Source organism: Caulobacter radicis, from assembly GCF_003094615.1.
In the GTDB taxonomy this organism is placed as follows: Bacteria; Pseudomonadota; Alphaproteobacteria; order Caulobacterales; family Caulobacteraceae; genus Caulobacter; species Caulobacter radicis.
In genome coordinates, this window is sequence record NZ_QDKO01000040.1 from 10,675 (window position 1) to 27,686 (window position 17,012).

General features: G+C 69.2%; 18 protein-coding genes. 5 read left to right on the plus strand and 13 right to left on the minus strand.

Annotated features, from left to right (window positions below; genetic code table 11):
- Positions 1-89 precede the first annotated feature (89 nt).
- From DDF62_RS20590 to trmB, 3 genes are all read left to right on the plus strand, one after another.
- A complete protein-coding gene (locus tag DDF62_RS20590; protein WP_116490838.1) occupies positions 90-1,031 on the plus strand; it encodes an IS481 family transposase in 942 nt (313 codons plus the stop codon).
- Between the two features lie 163 nt (positions 1,032-1,194).
- The gene (gene metK / locus DDF62_RS20595) at positions 1,195-2,418 is read left to right on the plus strand and encodes a methionine adenosyltransferase (RefSeq protein WP_101720478.1); all 1,224 of its coding nucleotides are present in this window, start codon (positions 1,195-1,197) and stop codon (positions 2,416-2,418) included.
- 114 nt (positions 2,419-2,532) lie between these two features.
- The gene (gene trmB, locus DDF62_RS20600) at positions 2,533-3,213 is read left to right on the plus strand and encodes a tRNA (guanosine(46)-N7)-methyltransferase TrmB (protein WP_116490839.1); all 681 of its coding nucleotides are present in this window, start codon (positions 2,533-2,535) and stop codon (positions 3,211-3,213) included.
- A 70-nt stretch (positions 3,214-3,283) separates the two neighbouring features.
- On the opposite strand, the gene DDF62_RS20605 is transcribed toward trmB, so the two are convergent.
- The 12 genes from DDF62_RS20605 to DDF62_RS20660 all read right to left on the minus strand — a co-directional run bounded on the left by DDF62_RS20605 (position 3,284) and on the right by DDF62_RS20660 (position 15,045).
- Complete coding sequence (locus tag DDF62_RS20605) at positions 3,284-3,691, minus strand: Fur family transcriptional regulator (RefSeq protein WP_109101055.1); 408 nt, start codon at positions 3,689-3,691, stop codon at positions 3,284-3,286.
- Between the two features lie 47 nt (positions 3,692-3,738).
- Positions 3,739-4,191 (minus strand): GNAT family N-acetyltransferase, encoded by a 453-nt coding sequence (locus DDF62_RS20610; protein ID WP_116490840.1) that lies wholly within the window; start codon positions 4,189-4,191, stop codon positions 3,739-3,741.
- Positions 4,188-4,832 (minus strand): tRNA (adenosine(37)-N6)-threonylcarbamoyltransferase complex dimerization subunit type 1 TsaB, encoded by a 645-nt coding sequence (gene tsaB, locus DDF62_RS20615; protein WP_116490841.1) that lies wholly within the window; start codon positions 4,830-4,832, stop codon positions 4,188-4,190. Before tsaB ends, DDF62_RS20610 begins: the two co-directional genes overlap by 4 nt.
- A gap of 2 nt (positions 4,833-4,834) precedes the next feature.
- On the minus strand, positions 4,835-5,512 hold the full coding sequence (locus DDF62_RS20620) for a DUF1131 family protein (protein WP_116490842.1): 678 nt from the start codon (positions 5,510-5,512) through the stop codon (positions 4,835-4,837).
- 72 nt (positions 5,513-5,584) lie between these two features.
- Positions 5,585-6,172 carry a malonic semialdehyde reductase gene (locus DDF62_RS20625; RefSeq protein ID WP_116490843.1) on the minus strand — a complete coding sequence of 196 codons (588 nt, stop codon included), beginning with the start codon at positions 6,170-6,172 and terminating at the stop codon, positions 5,585-5,587.
- A 110-nt stretch (positions 6,173-6,282) separates the two neighbouring features.
- Positions 6,283-6,855: a NifU family protein gene (locus tag DDF62_RS20630; RefSeq protein WP_116490994.1), complete on the minus strand. Its 573-nt coding sequence runs from the start codon at positions 6,853-6,855 to the stop codon at positions 6,283-6,285.
- A gap of 218 nt (positions 6,856-7,073) precedes the next feature.
- On the minus strand, positions 7,074-8,117 hold the full coding sequence (gene trpS, locus DDF62_RS20635; RefSeq protein ID WP_116490844.1) for a tryptophan--tRNA ligase: 1,044 nt from the start codon (positions 8,115-8,117) through the stop codon (positions 7,074-7,076).
- A gap of 173 nt (positions 8,118-8,290) precedes the next feature.
- Positions 8,291-9,925: a murein biosynthesis integral membrane protein MurJ gene (murJ, locus tag DDF62_RS20640; RefSeq protein ID WP_116490845.1), complete on the minus strand. Its 1,635-nt coding sequence runs from the start codon at positions 9,923-9,925 to the stop codon at positions 8,291-8,293.
- Between the two features lie 230 nt (positions 9,926-10,155).
- Positions 10,156-11,205, minus strand: a complete 1,050-nt coding sequence (holA, locus tag DDF62_RS20645; RefSeq protein WP_116490995.1) for a DNA polymerase III subunit delta — start codon at positions 11,203-11,205, stop codon at positions 10,156-10,158.
- A gap of 10 nt (positions 11,206-11,215) precedes the next feature.
- Positions 11,216-11,710 carry an LPS assembly lipoprotein LptE gene (lptE, locus tag DDF62_RS20650; protein WP_116490846.1) on the minus strand — a complete coding sequence of 165 codons (495 nt, stop codon included), beginning with the start codon at positions 11,708-11,710 and terminating at the stop codon, positions 11,216-11,218.
- Positions 11,711-11,713: 3 nt separating this feature from the next.
- Positions 11,714-14,305, minus strand: a complete 2,592-nt coding sequence (gene leuS / locus DDF62_RS20655; RefSeq protein ID WP_116490847.1) for a leucine--tRNA ligase — start codon at positions 14,303-14,305, stop codon at positions 11,714-11,716.
- A gap of 212 nt (positions 14,306-14,517) precedes the next feature.
- Positions 14,518-15,045 (minus strand): DUF3576 domain-containing protein, encoded by a 528-nt coding sequence (locus DDF62_RS20660; protein WP_116490848.1) that lies wholly within the window; start codon positions 15,043-15,045, stop codon positions 14,518-14,520.
- Positions 15,046-15,296: 251 nt separating this feature from the next.
- Here DDF62_RS20660 and DDF62_RS20665 point away from each other — a divergent pair, with 251 nt between their 5' ends.
- Positions 15,297-15,719, plus strand: coding sequence for an NtrZ family periplasmic regulatory protein (locus DDF62_RS20665; RefSeq protein ID WP_240621631.1), 423 nt, complete (start codon positions 15,297-15,299; stop codon positions 15,717-15,719).
- 13 nt (positions 15,720-15,732) lie between these two features.
- On the opposite strand, the gene DDF62_RS20670 is transcribed toward DDF62_RS20665, so the two are convergent.
- Positions 15,733-16,266: a thiamine phosphate synthase gene (locus DDF62_RS20670; RefSeq protein ID WP_244286895.1), complete on the minus strand. Its 534-nt coding sequence runs from the start codon at positions 16,264-16,266 to the stop codon at positions 15,733-15,735.
- Positions 16,267-16,357: 91 nt separating this feature from the next.
- On the opposite strand from DDF62_RS20670, the gene DDF62_RS20675 reads away from it, so the two are divergent.
- Complete coding sequence (locus tag DDF62_RS20675) at positions 16,358-17,002, plus strand: YggS family pyridoxal phosphate-dependent enzyme (protein ID WP_116490851.1); 645 nt, start codon at positions 16,358-16,360, stop codon at positions 17,000-17,002.
- Positions 17,003-17,012 lie beyond the last annotated feature (10 nt).

A 17,012-nucleotide genomic window follows, 5' to 3' on the forward strand; every position in this document is an offset into this window, starting at 1 on the left:
TGTCGAAGCTATGAAGGTTGTTCACCCGGGGGCGGGCTTGAACGAAGCTGGGGTTGCGACACTCCACTTCCAGAGCCGGGAGCCCCCGGATGAACATCCATCACAATGCCCGTCTGACGCCACTGGGTCGAGCGGCGATGATCTCGCGGATCGAGACTGACGGCTGGCCGGTGGCCAAGGCGGCCGAAGCCTTCGGGATCTCGCGCCGCACGGCCGACAAGTGGTTGCAACGGCATCGGCGGGGCGGCGAGCGCAGGCTTCACGACCGCAACTCGGCGCCCCGCCGATGTCCGCGCAAGACACCAGCACAGACCATCGAGCGGATCGAGGCGCTGCGTCGCCAGCGCATGACCGGTCCGGCCATCGCTCAGGCCCTGGGGCTGGCCCGCTCGACGGTGGGATTGATCCTGCGCCGGCTGGGGCTGGGCAAGCTGTCGGCCCTGGACCCGAAGATCCCGATCGTCCGCTACGAGCGCGCCGCGCCAGGCGAGATGATCCACCTGGACATCAAGAAGCTGGGAAAGTTCAACGTCGAAGGCCACCGCGTCACCGGTGATCGGCGGCTGGGGCGCTCCAGGAGAGCCGGCTGGGACTTCCTGCACGTCTGCGTCGATGACGCCTCGCGCATGGCCTACACCGAGATCCTGCCCTCCGAAGGTCAAGCCGATACGACCGCCTTCCTAGAGCGGGCCATCGCCTGGCTCGGCCGCCACGGTGTCGCCGTCCAGCGGGTGATGACCGACAATGGTTCGGCCTACCGCTCCAAGCTCTTCGCCCAGGCCCTGCAGGCCGCCGGGGCCAGGCACGTACGCACCCGGCCCTATACGCCGCGCACTAACGGCAAGGCCGAACGGTTCATCCAGACCAGCTTACGCGAATGGGCCTACGGCCGTCCCTACGCCTGCTCCCAAGACCGCGCCAAAGCCATCGGTCCTTGGACCGACAGCTACAACCTCCACCGCCCGCACTCGGGCATCAAAGGCCTCACGCCCTGGCAGCGTGTGAACAACCTTCTTGGAAACGACACCTAGCCCTTCGCGCCGACCTCCGCGGCCGGGCGCTCTCGCCCGGCCCGTGGGACCCGGAAAGGCGACCGGCCGCCTTGCGGACATAAACTTATCTTTATATGGTCCTCGCTAAGCTCGCGAGGCCGGTTGCCACGTGGGCGCTGGACTATAAGCCGGAGCCGTCCACTTGAGCCGTTCGTCCTACATCTTCACCAGCGAAAGCGTCTCCGAAGGCCACCCCGACAAGGTCGCCGATCGCATCAGCGACACCGTCGTTGACGCCTTCCTGAGCGCCGATCCGGAAGCTCGGGTGGCTTGCGAAACCCTGGTCACGACCAACCGCGTCGTCCTGGCGGGCGAAGTCCGCGCCGGCAAGCCGGGCGGCGACAAGAAGGCCAACAAGGAGCTGACCAAGGACATCATCAAGTCCCTGGAGCCCAAGGTCCGCGCGGCCATCAAGGACATCGGCTACGCCCAGAAGGGCTTCCACTGGGAAAAGGCCAAGTACGCCTGCTACCTGCACGGCCAGTCGGCGCACATCGCCCAGGGCGTGGACGCCACCGACAAGAAGGACGAAGGCGCCGGCGACCAGGGCATCATGTTCGGCTACGCCAGCACCGAGACCCCGGAGCTGATGCCGGCCACCCTGCAATACAGCCACAACATCCTCAAGCGCCTGGCCGAACTGCGCCACTCGGGCGAGCTGCATGAGCTGGAGCCCGACGCCAAGAGCCAGGTGACCCTGGAGTACGATGGTAACGGCGTGCCGCAGCGCGTCGTCTCGATCGTCGTGTCGCACCAGCACAAGAAGAAGATCGACGGCAAGACGCCGACCTCCAAGCGCGTGCTCGACCTGATCAAGCCGCACATCCTGCCGATCTTCCCGGAAGGCCTGATCACCAAGAAGACCCAGTGGCTGATCAACCCGACCGGCCGCTTCGAGATCGGCGGCCCGGACGGCGACGCCGGCATCACCGGCCGCAAGATCATCGTCGACACCTACGGCGGCGCGGCCCCGCACGGCGGCGGCGCCTTCTCGGGCAAGGATCCGACCAAGGTCGACCGCTCGGCCGCCTATGCCTGCCGCTACCTGGCCAAGAACGTCGTGGCCTCGGGCCTGGCCGAACGCTGCACGATCCAGATCGCCTATGCGATCGGCGTGGCCCAGCCGGTCTCGTTCCACGTCGACCTGCACGGCACCGGCAAGGTCGACCCGGCCGTCCTGGAAAAGGTCCTGCCGCAGCTGATCGGCGGCGCCACGCCGCGCTCGATCCGCGAGCACCTGCAGCTGAACCGCCCGATCTACGCCCGCACCGCCGCCTACGGCCACTTTGGCCGCACGCCGGACAACGAAGGCGGCTTCTCGTGGGAGAAGACCGACCTGGTGTCGGAACTGAAGGGCCTGGCGTAAGCCTTTCCCCTCGTCTGAATTGAGAGCGGGCCCCGGTCATGGAACCGGGGCCCGTTTTCGTTTGCGGGGGGCGCGGCTGGCCTCCGGCCGTCATCACGGCTAAAGAGCCGCCCCATGACCAATCCCCAACAGCCCCACGGCCCGCTGCGCTCGTTCGGCCGCCTGAAGTCGCGGCCGGTGAAGCCGCGCCAGCAGGCCCTGCTCGACACCCTGCTGCCGACCATCGCCGTGCCGCACGAGGCCTTCCAGCCGCGCGACCTGATGCCGGACGCCAAGGAGACCTGGCTCGAGATCGGCTTTGGCGGCGGCGAGCACATGGCCGCCCAGGCCGGCCGCCGGCCCGATGTGCTGGTGATCGGGGCCGAGCCCTTCGTCAACGGCGTGGCCAGCGCCGTGCGCCACGTCGAGGAACAGGCCCTCTCCAACGTCCGCATCCACGAGGGCGACGCCCGCGACGTGGTCGGCTGGCTGCCGGACGCCAGCATCGACCGCCTCTTCGTGATGTTCCCCGACCCCTGGCACAAGGCCCGGCACAACAAGCGCCGGATCATCCAGCCGGAGTTCGTGGCGGCGCTGGCCCGGGTGCTGAAGCCCGGCGCGGCCTTCCGCTTCGCCACCGACTGGGCCGACTACGCCGAGTGGACGATCGAGCGGGTGCTGGCCAGCCCCGCCTTCCGCTTCGCCGAGGAGGGGATCGACCGCCAGGCCATCCCGGCCGATCACGTGACCACCCGCTACGAGGAAAAGAAGCTGGGCGACTGCGCCCCGGTGTTCCTCGACTTCGTGCGGGCCTGAGCCTGGCTTCATGGACCAAAAGAAAAGGGCGCGGGATGAACCCGCGCCCTTTTTCAATGATCCTGCTCAATCACTCTTCGATCGGCACGCCGTACAGTTCGAGGCGGTGATCGATCAGCTTGTAGCCGAGCTTCCGGGCGATCGCGTGCTGCAGGGCCTCGATCTCCTCGTCCACGAACTCGACGACCTTGCCGGTCTTCATGTCGATCAGGTGGTCGTGGTGATGGGTCGGGGTCTCTTCGTAGCGCGAGCGGCCGTCACGGAAGTCGTGGCGCTCGATGATGCCGCTCTCCTCGAACAGGCGCACGGTGCGATAGACCGTGGCGATCGAGATGTGCGGGTCGATGGCGTGGGCGCGGCGGTGCAGCTCCTCGACGTCCGGATGGTCGTCGGCCGACGACAGTACGCGCGCGATGACCCGACGCTGGTCGGTCATGCGCATGCCTTTTTCGATGCAGAGCTTTTCGAGGCGGTCCAAGGCGGCGTCTCCGTCGGGGATTCGCGGGCACAATAGGCAATCGATTCCTAAGTGTTAAGCGCCCGCCGCATGACGACGGCGTCCTTGGCGCCGTCTGGATGGGGATAATAGCCCTTCCTGAGACCCACTTGCGAAAAGCCGGTGGCTCCATAGAGGGCGATGGCGGCGACATTGTCGGCCGCCACCTCCAGGAACAGGTCGAAGGCCTTGGCTTCGGCGGCGATCCCGGCCGCCATCTCGACCAAGGCCGCGCCCCAGCCGCGTCGGCGGGCCGCCGGATCGACGGCGATGGTCAGGATCTCGGCCTCGCCGGCGATGGCCCGGCACAGGATGAAGCCGCGCGGCTCGTCAGGTTCGCCCGAGGAGCCGAGCACGGCGAAGACGCCGGGCGAGTTCAGCAGGGCCTCGAATTCGGTCGGGGCCCAGGGCCGGTCGAAGGCCCGCTCGTGCAGGTCCGCCAGGTCCCAGCACGCTTCCAATCCGACGGGACGCAGGTTCATGGCGTCGGCATCGTGGCGTAGGGCGCGCGCAGATAGAGCGGCCGGGGCGAATGGGTCGGGGCCGGCCGGGCGGCGGCCAGGCGGGCTATGGCGACGGGGTCGGCGAAGGCCAGGTCCAGGCGGGTCGCGTCGGGCAGCACGCCCTCCAGCAGGGCCGCGCCAGAGCCCACGAGGGTGGCCGGGCCGCCGGAATAGAGCTCCGCCAGCCGGGCGGTCGCCGAGCCGATGTCGAGGGCGTCTGGGGCCATCAGGGCCGTCGCGCCGTCAAAGACCTGGAGGTAGACCTGGGCCATCTTGGCGTCGAGCACGGCCGCCACGAATCCGGAGGCGCCCGAGGAGGCCGCCAGGGCCTCCAGGCTGTTGATCCCGACGCAGGGGATCGACAGGGCCTCGGCGAGGCCCTTGGCGAAGGACAGGCCCACGCGCAGGCCGGTGAACGAGCCTGGGCCGACGGTGACGGCGATGCGGTCAAGGTCGGAAAAGGCGATCCCGGCCTCGGCGGCGACTTCCTTGGCCAGGGGCGCGATGCGCTCCTGGTGGCCGCGGGTCATGGGCTCGCTGCGGGCGGCCAGGACACGGCCGTCCTCGATCACGGCGACCGACGAGGCCGCCAGGCAGGTGTCGACGGAGAGAACGCGCAAGATCAGGCGGCCCCGACCTGGGCGGTCTCGGCCGGACGCCAGACGAACTCGTTGAGCTGGCCCTTGGCCTTCAGCGTCGCCTCGTCGGGCACGCCGCCCTTGGTCCAGCCCGGCACGCCGAAGACGTAGGACACGGTCGGCGCCTCGGGGCGGACACAGATCGTCTGGTTGACGGTGCGGCCCTCGCCGGCCCGGCACTGGTCGCGGGTGAAGCCCAGGGCCGCCCACTTGGCCAGCAGGCTCTCGCCCTTGGGACCACGGACGTCGCCGGCGGCCAGGCGGATCTCGGCGATGCCGCCGTCGGCGCCCTTGCCGATCTCCAGCAGCGGGACGTTGTCCTGCTCGACGGTGATGATCGGCCCGGGCGGGCCATCGCCGACGTGAATGAAGGCGGCCTTGACCTGGGCCTTGGGGAACAGGGCCTGGATCGTCGGCTGGTCGAAGGCTGTGGCGGCGGTGATGGGGCCTACGCCCGCGGCGGCCACCTGCAGCGGACCGCCGACATAGGGCGTGATCTTGATCACGGCCGAACCGTCGGCCGGTTTGGCCGCTTCCGGGGCGGCCTGAACGGCCGGCTGGCCCGAGGACTGGCCCGAAGACGAAGCCGGGGTCTTTTCGGCGGGGCCGCAGGCGGCCAGCAGGGCCAGCGGCGCGGCGAGGAGCGCGAGACGGAGGGTCATGCCGTGGTTCTAGCGCGCCCTCCCCTCGCCGTCATCGCCCGGCTTGCCAGGCGATGACGATGGGAAGCCCGATCAGAGGATCTGGGTGGCTTCCTCGAAGTCCAGGCGCGGGTTGCGCGGGAACAGGCCCTCGTCGGTGCCGTAGCCGATCGAGGCGATGAAGTTCGATTTGATGTTCGTGCCCTCGAAGAAGGCCGCATCGACGCCGGCGTTGTCGAAACCCGACATCGGGCCGACGTCCAGGCCCAGGGCCCGGGCCGCCAGGATGAAGTAGCCGCCCTGCAGAGAGCTGTTGCGCAGCGCGCCCCACTCCTTGGCGACCGGGTCGCTGAACCAGGTCTTGGCGCCCGGAGCGTGCGGGAACAGCTTGTCGAGGGTCTCGGGGAAGTCGAGGTCGTAGCCGACGATGACGGTGACCGGCGCGGCCAGGATCTTCGGGGCGTTGGAGCCCGACGACAGGGCGGCCAGCTTTTCCTTGGCTTCCGGGCTGGTGACGAAGATGAAGCGGGCCGGGCTGGCGTTGGCGGCGGTCGGGCCGAACTTCACCAGGTCGTAGAGCTCGCGCAGCACCGCTTCCGGCACGGGGTCGGACTTCCAGCCATTGCGCGTGCGCGCCTCGGTGAACAGCTGGGCGAGAGCGGCGGTGTCGAGCTTGGACATCAGCGATCCTTATAGGAAACCATAATCGCAACTTATGTAGTTACAGTATGGGGATCCCAGCGGATCGCGCAAGGCGCCCGGGGCCGAAAACCGCCCCGGGACCGGGAAGATCAGAGCGTCTGCTCGACCCGGGTCACTTCCGGCACATAGTGCTTGAGCATGTTCTCGACGCCCGACTTCAGCGTCGCCGACGAGGACGGGCAGCCCGAGCAGGCGCCGCGCATGTGCAGCCAGACGACGCCGGTGGCCGGCTCGAAACGGCTGAAGACGATGTCGCCGCCGTCCTGGGCCACCGCCGGACGGATGCGGGTGTCGAGCAGCTCCTTGATCTCGGAGACGATCTGGGCGGTCTCCTCGTCGTAGACGCCGTCCTCGTCGTGGCCGCCGGCGGCGTCCTCGCTGAGCAGCAGCGGGCGGCCGCTGGTGAAGTGATCCATGATCGCCGCCAGGATCGGCGCCTTCAGGTGTGGCCACTGGGCGTCCTCGCCCTTGGTCACCGTCAGGAAGTCCGGACCGAAGAACACCCGCGTCACGTCGCCGAGGCGGAACAGGGCGTCGGCCAGCGGCGAAGCCTCGCCTTCCTCGGGGGTGCGGAACTCCCGCGCGCCGTCCACCAGGACCTCGCGGCCGGGGAGGAACTTCAGCACGTCGGGATTGGGCGTGGTTTCGGTCTGGATGAACATGCCGGACATGTGGCCCTTGCGAGGGCGGAGGGCAAGGCCCTGAAGACCCTCTCCCGGAGGGAGAGGGAGGGGCCCGCCGCGCAGCGGTGGGAGGGTGAGGGGTTTCGCCCTCACCAATTGCCCCAAGATCGTGCCGGCACGCCGGCCGACGCCTTAACCCCTCATCCTCCCACGCCTGCGGCGCGGGCCCCTCCTTCTCCCTATGGGAGAAGGGTTTTCTACGCGCCCCAGAAGCCGACGAGCTTCTTGGTCTCGGCCACGACCGGGTCGGCCACGGCGCGGGCGCGCTCGGCGCCGTCCTTGAGGATGGCGTCGATCTGGGCCGGGTCGCCGGTCAGTTCGCGCATGCGCGCGCCGATCGGGCTCATGACCTCGACCGCCAGCTCGGCCAGGGCCGGCTTGAACGTGCCGAAGCCCTTGCCGCCGAACTCCTCGATGACCTTGGCGCGGGTGGTGCTCGACAGGGCCGCGTAGATGTCCACGAGGTTGCGGGCTTCGGGACGCTCGGCCAAGCCCTCAATGGTCTCGGGCAGCGGCTCGGGATCGGTCTTGGCCTTGCGGATCTTGGCGGCGATGGCGTCGGCGTCGTCCATCAGGTTGATGCGCGAGGCGTCCGACGGGTCGGACTTGCTCATCTTGGCCGTGCCGTCGCGAAGGCTCATGACGCGGGTGGCCGGGCCCTCGATCACCGGCTCGGTGACCGGGAAGAAGGCCGGCTGGCCGCCCGGGGCGCCGAAGTCGTTGTTGAACTTCTGGGCGATGTCGCGGGTCAGTTCCAGGTGCTGCTTCTGGTCCTCGCCCACCGGCACATGGGTGGCCTTGTAGAGCAGAATGTCGGCCGCCTGCAGCACCGGGTAGGTGTAGAGGCCCACCGAGCTGCGCTCCTTGTGCTTGCCGCTCTTTTCCTTGAACTGGGTCATGCGGTCGAGCCAGCCCAGGCGCGCCACGCAGTTGAAGATCCAGGCCAGCTCGGCGTGGGCCGGAACGGCCGACTGCGGGAAGATCGTCGCCTTCTTGGGGTCCAGGCCCGCGGCGATGTAGGCGCAGGCGATCTCGCGGGTCTGCTGGGCCAGCACCGCCGGGTCCTGCCAGACGGTGATGGCGTGCATGTCGGCGACGAAGATGAAGGGCTCTTCGTCCTGGATGTCGACGAAGCGCTTGAGGGCGCCGAGATAGTTGCCCAGGTGCAGGGCCCCGGAGGCCTGGATCCCGGACAGGATGCGCTTGGGACCCGCGTACGGAACGGGAGCTTGGTCGGTCATGGCTTCAGCCTTGGATATCGGAAACGGTCGGGATGGCGGCGCGCACGGGGGCGCGGGCCGCGTCCGAGGACGCGGCGATCGGGTTCAGCGGAAGCTGCGCCATCGCGGCGCGGGGGAACCGATCGAAGCCATGGGCATGCTCGTTACCGTCCCCGCGCGCGCCGGACAAGGCTCTAGGTTGCTTTGCCGCGCCGCAGGGCGGCCTTCAGCTCGTTGGGCTTGACGCCGCCGAACAGGAACAGCAGCGGGAAATAGAGCCCGCCGCCGACCAGCACGGTCAGGACGAGGGCCACTTCCTTGGCGCCGATGACGCGGCCGCGCAGGCCCAGCGCCTCCAGCGGCGCCTCGATCAGCGGCCGCCAGTGCGAGGCGGCGGCCAGGATCAGGCCCATGCCGACGCTGGCCAGCAGGATGCGGGTCACCCGCGACCAGGTCTGGCCCGACGGGCCGTAATGGCCCTTGCGCCAGAGGGTGAAGGCCATCTGGCCGACATTGAGCCACGAGGCGATGGCGGTCGCCGCGGCGATGCCCTTCACGCCCACCAGATTGAACAGCACGATGCCGAAGGCGATGTTCACCGCCACCGAGATCAGGGCGAAGCGCATCGGCGTCTTGGTGTCGCCGCGTGCGAAGAAGGCCCGCGAATAGAGCTGCTGCAGCACGAAGGCCGGGGTGCCCAGGCCGTAGAAGAACAGCGCCGCCGCCGTCTGGCTGGCGTCGAAGGCGGTGAACTCGCCGCGGGTGTAGAGGCCGTCCGACAGGAAGCCGGGCATGGCCACCAGGGCCGCCGCGGCCGGCAGGGTGAACGCGAGGGCAAGAGCAATGGCCTGGTCCATGGCGCTCTGGGCGTCGTCGCCGTCGCCGGTGTTCACGGCGCGCGCCAGTCGCGGCAGCAGGGCGACGCCGATGGCCACGCCCACCAGGCCCAAAGGCAGCTGATAGAGGCGGTCGGCGGTGGCCAGCCAGGTGCGGCCGCCGGGGACGTGGCTGGCCAGGGCGCCGGAGATGAAGATGTTGACCTGGGTGGCGCTGGCCGCCAGGGCGCCGGGAATGGCCTTGCCGATCAGGGCCTTCACCTCGGGAGTCAGGCGCGGCAGCCGCCAGTGGACCTTGGCGCCGGACTTGTTGACGCCCCAGACCAGCAGGCCCGCCTGGGCGACGCCGGCGACGATCACCCCCACCGAGCCCCAGGTGGCGGCCGAGACGGCGTCGGCCTGCGGCAGGATGAAGATCAGGGTGGCGATGTTCAGCAGCACCGGCGCGCCGGCCGACAGGATGAACTTGTCGCGGGCGTTCAGCACGCCCGACAGGTGCGCCACGATGGCCATGCACGGCAGGTAGGGCATGGTGATCTGGGTCAGCAGCACGGCCAGCTTGTACTTGGCCGGGTCGGCGGCGAAGCCGGGGCTGATCAGCATCATCAGCCAGGGCATGGCCAGCTGGCAGATCACGGTGATGATGATGGTGGCCGCCGCCAGGGTGGCCATGGCGTCGGCGGCCATGACGTCGGCCTTGTCCTCGCCGTCTTCCTGCAGCGACTTGGCGTAGGCCGGCACGAAGGCGGCCGCGAAGGCGCCCTCGGCGAAGAAGCGGCGGAAGAGGTTGGGAAAGGCCAGGGCCGTGTTGAAGGCGTCGGCGGCCGGCGTGGCGCTGGCCCCCATGCGGTAGGAGATCGCCAGGTCCCGCACGAAGCCCATCAGCCGGCTGACCAGGGTCAGGCCGGAATAGATCATCGACGACTTGAGCAGGCCTCCGCCCTTCTTGGCGGGCGGGGCGGACGTCGGTTCGGGCGCGGCGGTGTCGGTCACGTCCGGCTTCTGGGCGCTGCGCGGGAGGGCGTCAAGCGGGCGCGCGCGGCCTGCACCGAGGTTTGACGGAAAGTGCATTGGAGGTCTGAGAACCTCCCCCTGTGCGGGAGGCGATCGCGCGGCGACCGGTGGGGGGAGTCGATGATAGGTTTCCGACGCTTCGAAAGCTGAAAACGTCCCCCCTCCGGCCCTCTGGGCCACCTCCCCCAGAGTGGGAGGATCTTAGCCCCCTACAGCCCCAGCCGCCTCGCGCGCCCGGCGATCTGCAGCGCCAGGCGCTCGGCGATCAGCTGGTCCGGCGAGCCGGAGGTCTTGCAGGCCTTGTCGGCGGTCAGGATGTCCTGCTGCACGGTCAGAAGATGTTCCAGCGTCCAGGCCCGGGCCTGGCGAAGGAACTCGCGCTCGGTCTTCCAGAACACGCCCGAGGCCTTGGCGGCGGCGCCCAGGTCGACGCCGTTCTTGTGCAGGGTCAGGGTGCGGCGCAGGCGGCCCAGATAGTAGCCCATGGCCCGGACGGCGGCCGGACCGCCCTCGCCTTCCTGGGCGGCGCGACGCAGGCCGGCCTGGGCCGCGCCGATCTTGCCGCCGAAGGCGTCGGCGGCCGCGTCGCTGAGCGAGGCCTCGGGCTCGACGCCGAGGAAGTCGGTCAGGTCGGCGGGCGTGGCCACCACGCCGCTGTTTGGCCCCAGGTACAGCGCCAGGCGCTCGATCTCGGCGCGGGCGACGCCGCGCTCCTTGGGCAGGCGGTTGACGAACAGATCCAGCGCTTCGCCGTTCAGGCTGACCCCGTCGCGCGAAAGCGCGTCGCGGGTCAGGCGCGCCATGTCGCCGACTTCGTCCTCGTAGCAGGGGATGACGTAGCAGCCGCCGGCCTTCTCGGCCGTCTTGCGCAGGGTGGAGTCACGGCCCAGGGCCCCGGCCTCGACCAAGAAGAAGGCTTCGGGATTGAGCCGCCCCTCGACGTGGGCGGTCAGGGCCTCGGCGGCCTGCTTGTCGGGACCGGCCTTCTCGCCCATCAGCCGCAGGCGCACCAGGCGCTTGCCGCCCATCATCGACAGGGCGGCCAGCTCATCTTCCAGACGGCCAGGCTGGCTGTCGAGGTCGCCCTCGGTCAGCAGGGCGGTGTCGAAGGGGTCGTCGGGCCGCTCGACCACCTTGTGGGCGAGCTGGGTGGCGCGGTCGCGCACCACGCCGCGGTCCTTGCCGTAGATGACGACGGCGCGGATGTCGGGGGTCGGTTCCTTCAGGAACCGCTCGACGTCCTGCCGCTTGGAAAGAATGGCCACGAGGTCAGGCGGGCGCCTTGCCGGCCAGCCACGCGGCCAGTTCCAGCTGGATCTTGCGGGCCACCTCGGCGGCGGCGCGCTCCTGACCGTCCTGCTGGGCGGCGATGGCGGCGTAGGGCTGGTCGGCGGAGTCGTAGGTGACCACCGCCGTCGTCGTTCCCTTGCGCACTTCCGAGCCCGTCGTCGTGTCGGAGAGCTTCCACTCGACCTTCATGTTGAGTTCGTAGCGGTTGGCCACGTTGTCGACGCGCACGCCGCGGGCGTAGCGCCGTTCCTCGACCTTGTAGGTCAGGCGATGCGAGGGCAGCACGTTGGGGTTCCGCGCCAGGGCGTCTTCCAGCTGCTCGCGCAGCAGGTAGCCGGCGCGGCCGTCGGCCGCCACCACCTCGATCGCGCCCAGGCCGCCGGTGACGCCCTGCTGGCCGTACAGCGGGGTGAAGCCGCAGGCCGACAGGGCCAGGGTCGAGAGAAGGGCGGCGGCCGCCAGGAGACGCTTCATGGATCAGTTCGCCACGATGTTGACGATGCGGTCTTTGACCACGATCACCTTGCGGACCGTGACGCCCTCAAGGTGGGCCATGACGGCGGGATCCGCCAGAGCGATTTTCTGCACCTCGTCGTCCGGAGCGCCGGCCTTGACCTTGATCTCGCCGCGGCGCTTGCCGTTGATCTGGATCGGCAGCACGCGCTCGTCGTCGGCGGCCAGGGCCGGATCGGCCTTGGGCCACGGCGCGTCGACCACCATGCCCGTACGACCCAGGCGCACCCAGGCCTCCTCGGCCAGGTGAGGCGTGAACGGCGCCACCAGGCGGGCCAGGATGTCCAGCGCCTCGACGCGGGCGGCCAGCACGCCCTGGCTCGCGCCTTCGGCCGGAGCGGCCTTCAGGGCGTTCAGGAACTCGTACAGGCGCGCCACGCCGCTGTTGAAGCGGAAGCCCTCGATGCTGTCGGTGACGAAACCGATCAGCTTGTGGGCCGCCTTGCGCAGGGCCAGGGCCGCCTCGTCGGCGTCATCGTGGGCGAAGTCGCCCGCCGGCTGGCTGTCGAACTCGTTCCACAGACGGTGGGTGAAGCGCCAGGAGCCCTCGACGCCGGCGTTGCTCCACTGCACGTCGCGTTCGGGCGGGCTGTCGCTCATCACGAACAGGCGCGCGGCGTCGACGCCGTAGGCCTCGAAGATGTCTTCGGGCGCGACGACGTTCTTCTTGGACTTCGACATCTTCTCGATGTCGCCGATGACGACCGGCGCGCCGGTCGTGGCATGCTTGGCGGAGCGGACATTGCCCTCGGCGGTGATCACCACGTTGGACGGCTCGACCCAGTCGCCGGCCTCGTCCTTGTAGGCCTCGTGGGTGACCATGCCCTGCGTGAACAGGCCCGCGAACGGCTCGTCGACCGACAGCAGGCCCTCGTCCTTCAGGGCCTTGGTGATGAAGCGGGCGTACAGCAGGTGCAGCACCGCGTGCTCGACGCCGCCGATATACTGGTCGACCGGCATCCAGTGGTCGGCGCAGGCCTTGTCGATCGGCTCGGCCGCGGTTGGATCGGTGAAGCGGGCGAAGTACCAGCTGCTGTCCACGAAGGTGTCCAGCGTGTCGGTCTCGCGCTCGGCCGGAGCGCCGCACGACGGACAGGCGACGTGCTTCCAGGTCGGGTGCCGCACCAGCGGATTGCCCGGCTTGTTGGGATCGAAGGTGACGTCCTCGGGCAGGGTCACCGGCAGCTGGTCTTCCGGCACGGCCACGGGGCCGCAGGCCTCGCAGTGGATGACCGGGATCGGGCAGCCCCAGTAGCGCTGGCGCGACACGCCCCAGTCCCGCAGACGATAGACGGTCGCGCCCTGGCCCTGGCCGGCGGCCTCGATGCGGGCGACAGCCTCGGTCTTGGCGGCCTCGACCTCCATCCCGTCCAGGAACTCGGAGTTGAAGATCTTGCCGGGGCCGACATAGGCCTCCTTGCCGACCGTGAACTCGGCCGCATCCGCGCCCGGCGGCAGCACCACCGGCAGCACCGGCAGGTCGTACTTGCGGGCGAAGTCCAGGTCGCGCTGGTCGTGGGCCGGGCAGGCGAAGATCGCGCCGGCGCCGTAGTCCATCAGGATGAAGTTGGCGATCCACACCGGCAGGGTGATCGACGGGTCCAGCGGGTGCTTCACTCGCAGGCCGGTGTCGCGGCCCAGCTTCTCGGCGCCCTCGATATCGGCCTCCGAGGTGCCGCCCTTGCGGCACTCGGCGATGAAGGCCTGCAGGTCGGGGTTCTCGACCGCCAGCTGCTCGGCCAGCGGGTGCTCGGGGGCGATGCCCACGAAGCTGGCGCCGAACAGGGTGTCGGGACGGGTGGTGTAGACTTCCAGGCCCTCGGCCAGGCCGTCGGGCGCTTCGCCGTCAAATTGGAATTTGAAGCGCAGGCCCGTGGACCGGCCGATCCAGTTCTCCTGCATGATGCGGACCTTCTCGGGCCAGCGATCCAGGGTCTTCAGGCCGTCGATCAGGGCGTCGGCGTAGTCGGTGATGCGCAGGAACCACTGGGTCAGCTTGCGCTTCTCGACCGTCGCGCCCGAGCGCCAGCCCTTGCCGTCGATGACCTGCTCGTTGGCCAGCACGGTCATGTCGACCGGGTCCCAGTTGACCGAGGCTTCCTTGCGATAGACCAGGCCGCGCTTCAGCAGGCGCAGGAACCAGGCCTGCTGCTTGCCGTAGTATTCCGGGTCGCAGGTGGCGAACTCGCGCGACCAGTCGACCGACAGGCCCAGGGCCTTCAGCTGCTCGCGCATGGCCGCGATGTTGTCGTAGGTCCAGCCCTTGGGGTGGACGCCGCGCTCCATGGCCGCGTTCTCGGCGGGCATGCCGAAGGCGTCCCAGCCCATCGGGTGCAGCACGTTGAAGCCTTGGGCGCGCTTGTAGCGGGCCACGACGTCGCCCATGGCGTAGTTGCGCACATGGCCCATGTGGATGCGCCCCGACGGGTAGGGGAACATCTCGAGCACGTAGTACTTCGGACGCGCGTCGGGAGCGATCGGCGTCAGGAAGGTGTTGGCGTTCGCCCAGGCGGCGCGCCACTTCGGCTCGGTGTCTTTGGGATTGTAGCGGGCCATGGAAACCAGACAGTGCTTGCGGTCGATGCGCGAGAGCGCGCCAGGGTTAGGTGTGAGCGGTTAACCCGCCCGGGCGCGCTCCAAAAAATGGACGCGGTCCGCAATGCTCATAAGCGGTTTCGCGGCCGGGGCGCGCCTAAATATGCGAACGGGAGCCCCTTGTCGCCAGACGAGGGGCTCCCGCGCGGATCCTTCGGGACTTTGAAGAGCCCTTAGTTCCGGATGTTCGAGAGGCGAAGCTGACGCGCGCGGGTCAGGATGGCGTTCTCGATGTCGGTCGCCGTCTGGTCAGAGGCGGCCGTGTCGACCCAGGCGCCCGAGGCGTCCTTGGCCTGCTTGAAGATCGTGACGTTCAGGCCGTCGGCGCGCAGGCGGGTGTCCAGGATGTAGACGGTGGCCTTGAAGCGCTCGTCCGGCTTTTCCGGGTTGATGTACCAGTCAGTGACGATCACGCCGCCGTACGGGTCGGCCGAGGCCAGCGGCATGAAGGCCAGCGTGTCCAGCGACGCGCGCCACAGGAAGCCGTTGACGCCGATCGAGCCTTCGCTCGTGGCGGCCTTCGGGCTCTTCTTGAACAGGCCGAAGGGCTGGAAACCGGGCTCTTCGCTCTGGCTGGTGAAGGTCTTGGGCGGCTTGTTGCTGCTGCACGCGGCCACGCCGAGAACCGACAGCGCCAGCACGCCGGCGGCGACGCCGCGCAACATGGACCCACGCTCAAACGCCATAGTACCTCGCTCCAAAAATCTGCCGGCGCGTGCGCGCAGCCCAGGCGCGCCCCCGCAGCCGGAACGCGTCTATAGCATGGCCGCGCTGCGTCAAAACAGGAATCGCGTGACATGACCGCCACAGGCGCCGCTTGAATCGTAACCTGCGACGATCAGCGTGATCCAAGCCCTGTTGACCGCGTTGTACCAAGGCCTTTATTCGGCGTTCAGGGTGTCTGTACCTATATGAGGTTCGGGCAGGGGTTAATTTGGGGAATAGGTGTCGAGTGACGAAGGTCGCGACGCAATTCGTCTTGGCGGGCGCCGCCGCGCTGATCCTCACGGGATCGGCATCGCTGGCTCATGCCCAGACCAAGACCCGCACCGCGCCGGCCACCGCCGACTTCACCGTCAAGAACGACTTCACCGCCTCGCAAGGCGCGCCGTTCAGCCCGCAGAACCCCAAGAAGACCCTCGAATTCGACGCCCGCAAGGGCAAGTGGGGCCTCAAGCTCGACCTCGACCAGCCCGTGGGCCGCGAGATGGAGCTGAAGGACGTCCAGGCCGGGGCCTACTACAAGGTCACCCCGTCGATCCGCGTCGGCGGCGCCGTGGCCCTGGGCGAGAACAACCCTGTGGCCGCCGCCCGCAAGAACGAAACCCGCGAGCCCGCGCCGCGCGTGAAGCTGGAAACGGCGTTCAAGTTCTGATCCGCGGCGTCGTTCAGGCGCCGAAACCCTCGATCCCCGCCAGACCGTAGACGCCCGCGCCGACCAGCGCGTCGACGGTTTTCGCGTTGACGCCCCCGAGCGCATAGATCGGCAGGGCTGCGTCCGCCACGATCGCGGCCAGGCCCTGCACGCCCAGCGGCGCGCCCGCCGAGGGGCTGTTGCTGGGAAATACCGGCGAGACCACCACCGCCTCGACGCCGGCCTGCTGAGCCGCCCGCACGGCCTGGGCGTCATGCGCCGCCGCCGTGATCCGCCATGACGGATAGGCCCTGCGAATACCGGCCGCGCTGTCCACCAGCCGCTGAGGCAGATGCACGCCGCCAGCGCCGATCGCCTTGGCCAGGGCCGGATCGGCGCCGGCCAGCAGCAGCAGGCCGCGAGCCCGGGCGATCGCCGACAGCCGCTGGCCGCGCCCGACCGCGTCCGACGCATCGAAAGGGCGGTAGACGATCCCCGCGCCCGCCGGCAGGCGCTCGGCGACGGCCTCTGGATCGGGAACCCGCACCGGATCGGTGAAAAACAGCAAGCGCGGCAGGGGATCGCCCGGCCAGACCCATGGGCGAAGCCGCGCGGCCGTTCTAGAGAGGGTCTCCAGACTGCCTGTTTCCTGGTCCGCCATGTCCGAAGCCCTGAACGCCATCCGATCCCGCATCGCCGCCGCCGCTCTCGCAGCCGGCCGCCCCGCCGACGCCGTCCAGTTGGTGGCGGTGTCGAAGCTGCAGCCGTGGGACCATATCGCCCCTGTGTTCGACGGCGGCCAGCGGGTTTTCGGCGAGAACCGCGTGCAGGAGGCCAAGGAACGCTGGACGCCGCTGCGCGAGCAGATCGAACTGCGCCTGATCGGCCCCTTGCAGACCAACAAGGCGCGCGACGCGGTGGCCTTCTTCGACGTGATCGAGACGCTCGACCGCGAGAAGCTGGCGCGGGTGCTGGCCGACGAAGTGCAGACGCAGGGGAGGGCCCCGCGTCTCTATGTCCAGGTCAATACCGGGCAGGAACCGCAGAAGGCCGGCGTAACGCCGGGCGAGGCAGACGCCTTCGTCGCCGCCTGCCGCGAAACCTACGGCCTCGCCGTCGAGGGCCTGATGTGCATCCCGCCCGCCGACGAGGATCCCGCGCCGCATTTCCGGATGCTGGGAGCCATCGCCGCCCACAACGGGATCGCCAAACTCTCCATGGGCATGAGCGACGACTTCGAGACCGCCATCGCCTGCGGGGCCACTTCGGTGCGGGTGGGCTCGGCGCTATTCGGGGCGCGGTGATCCCAAGATC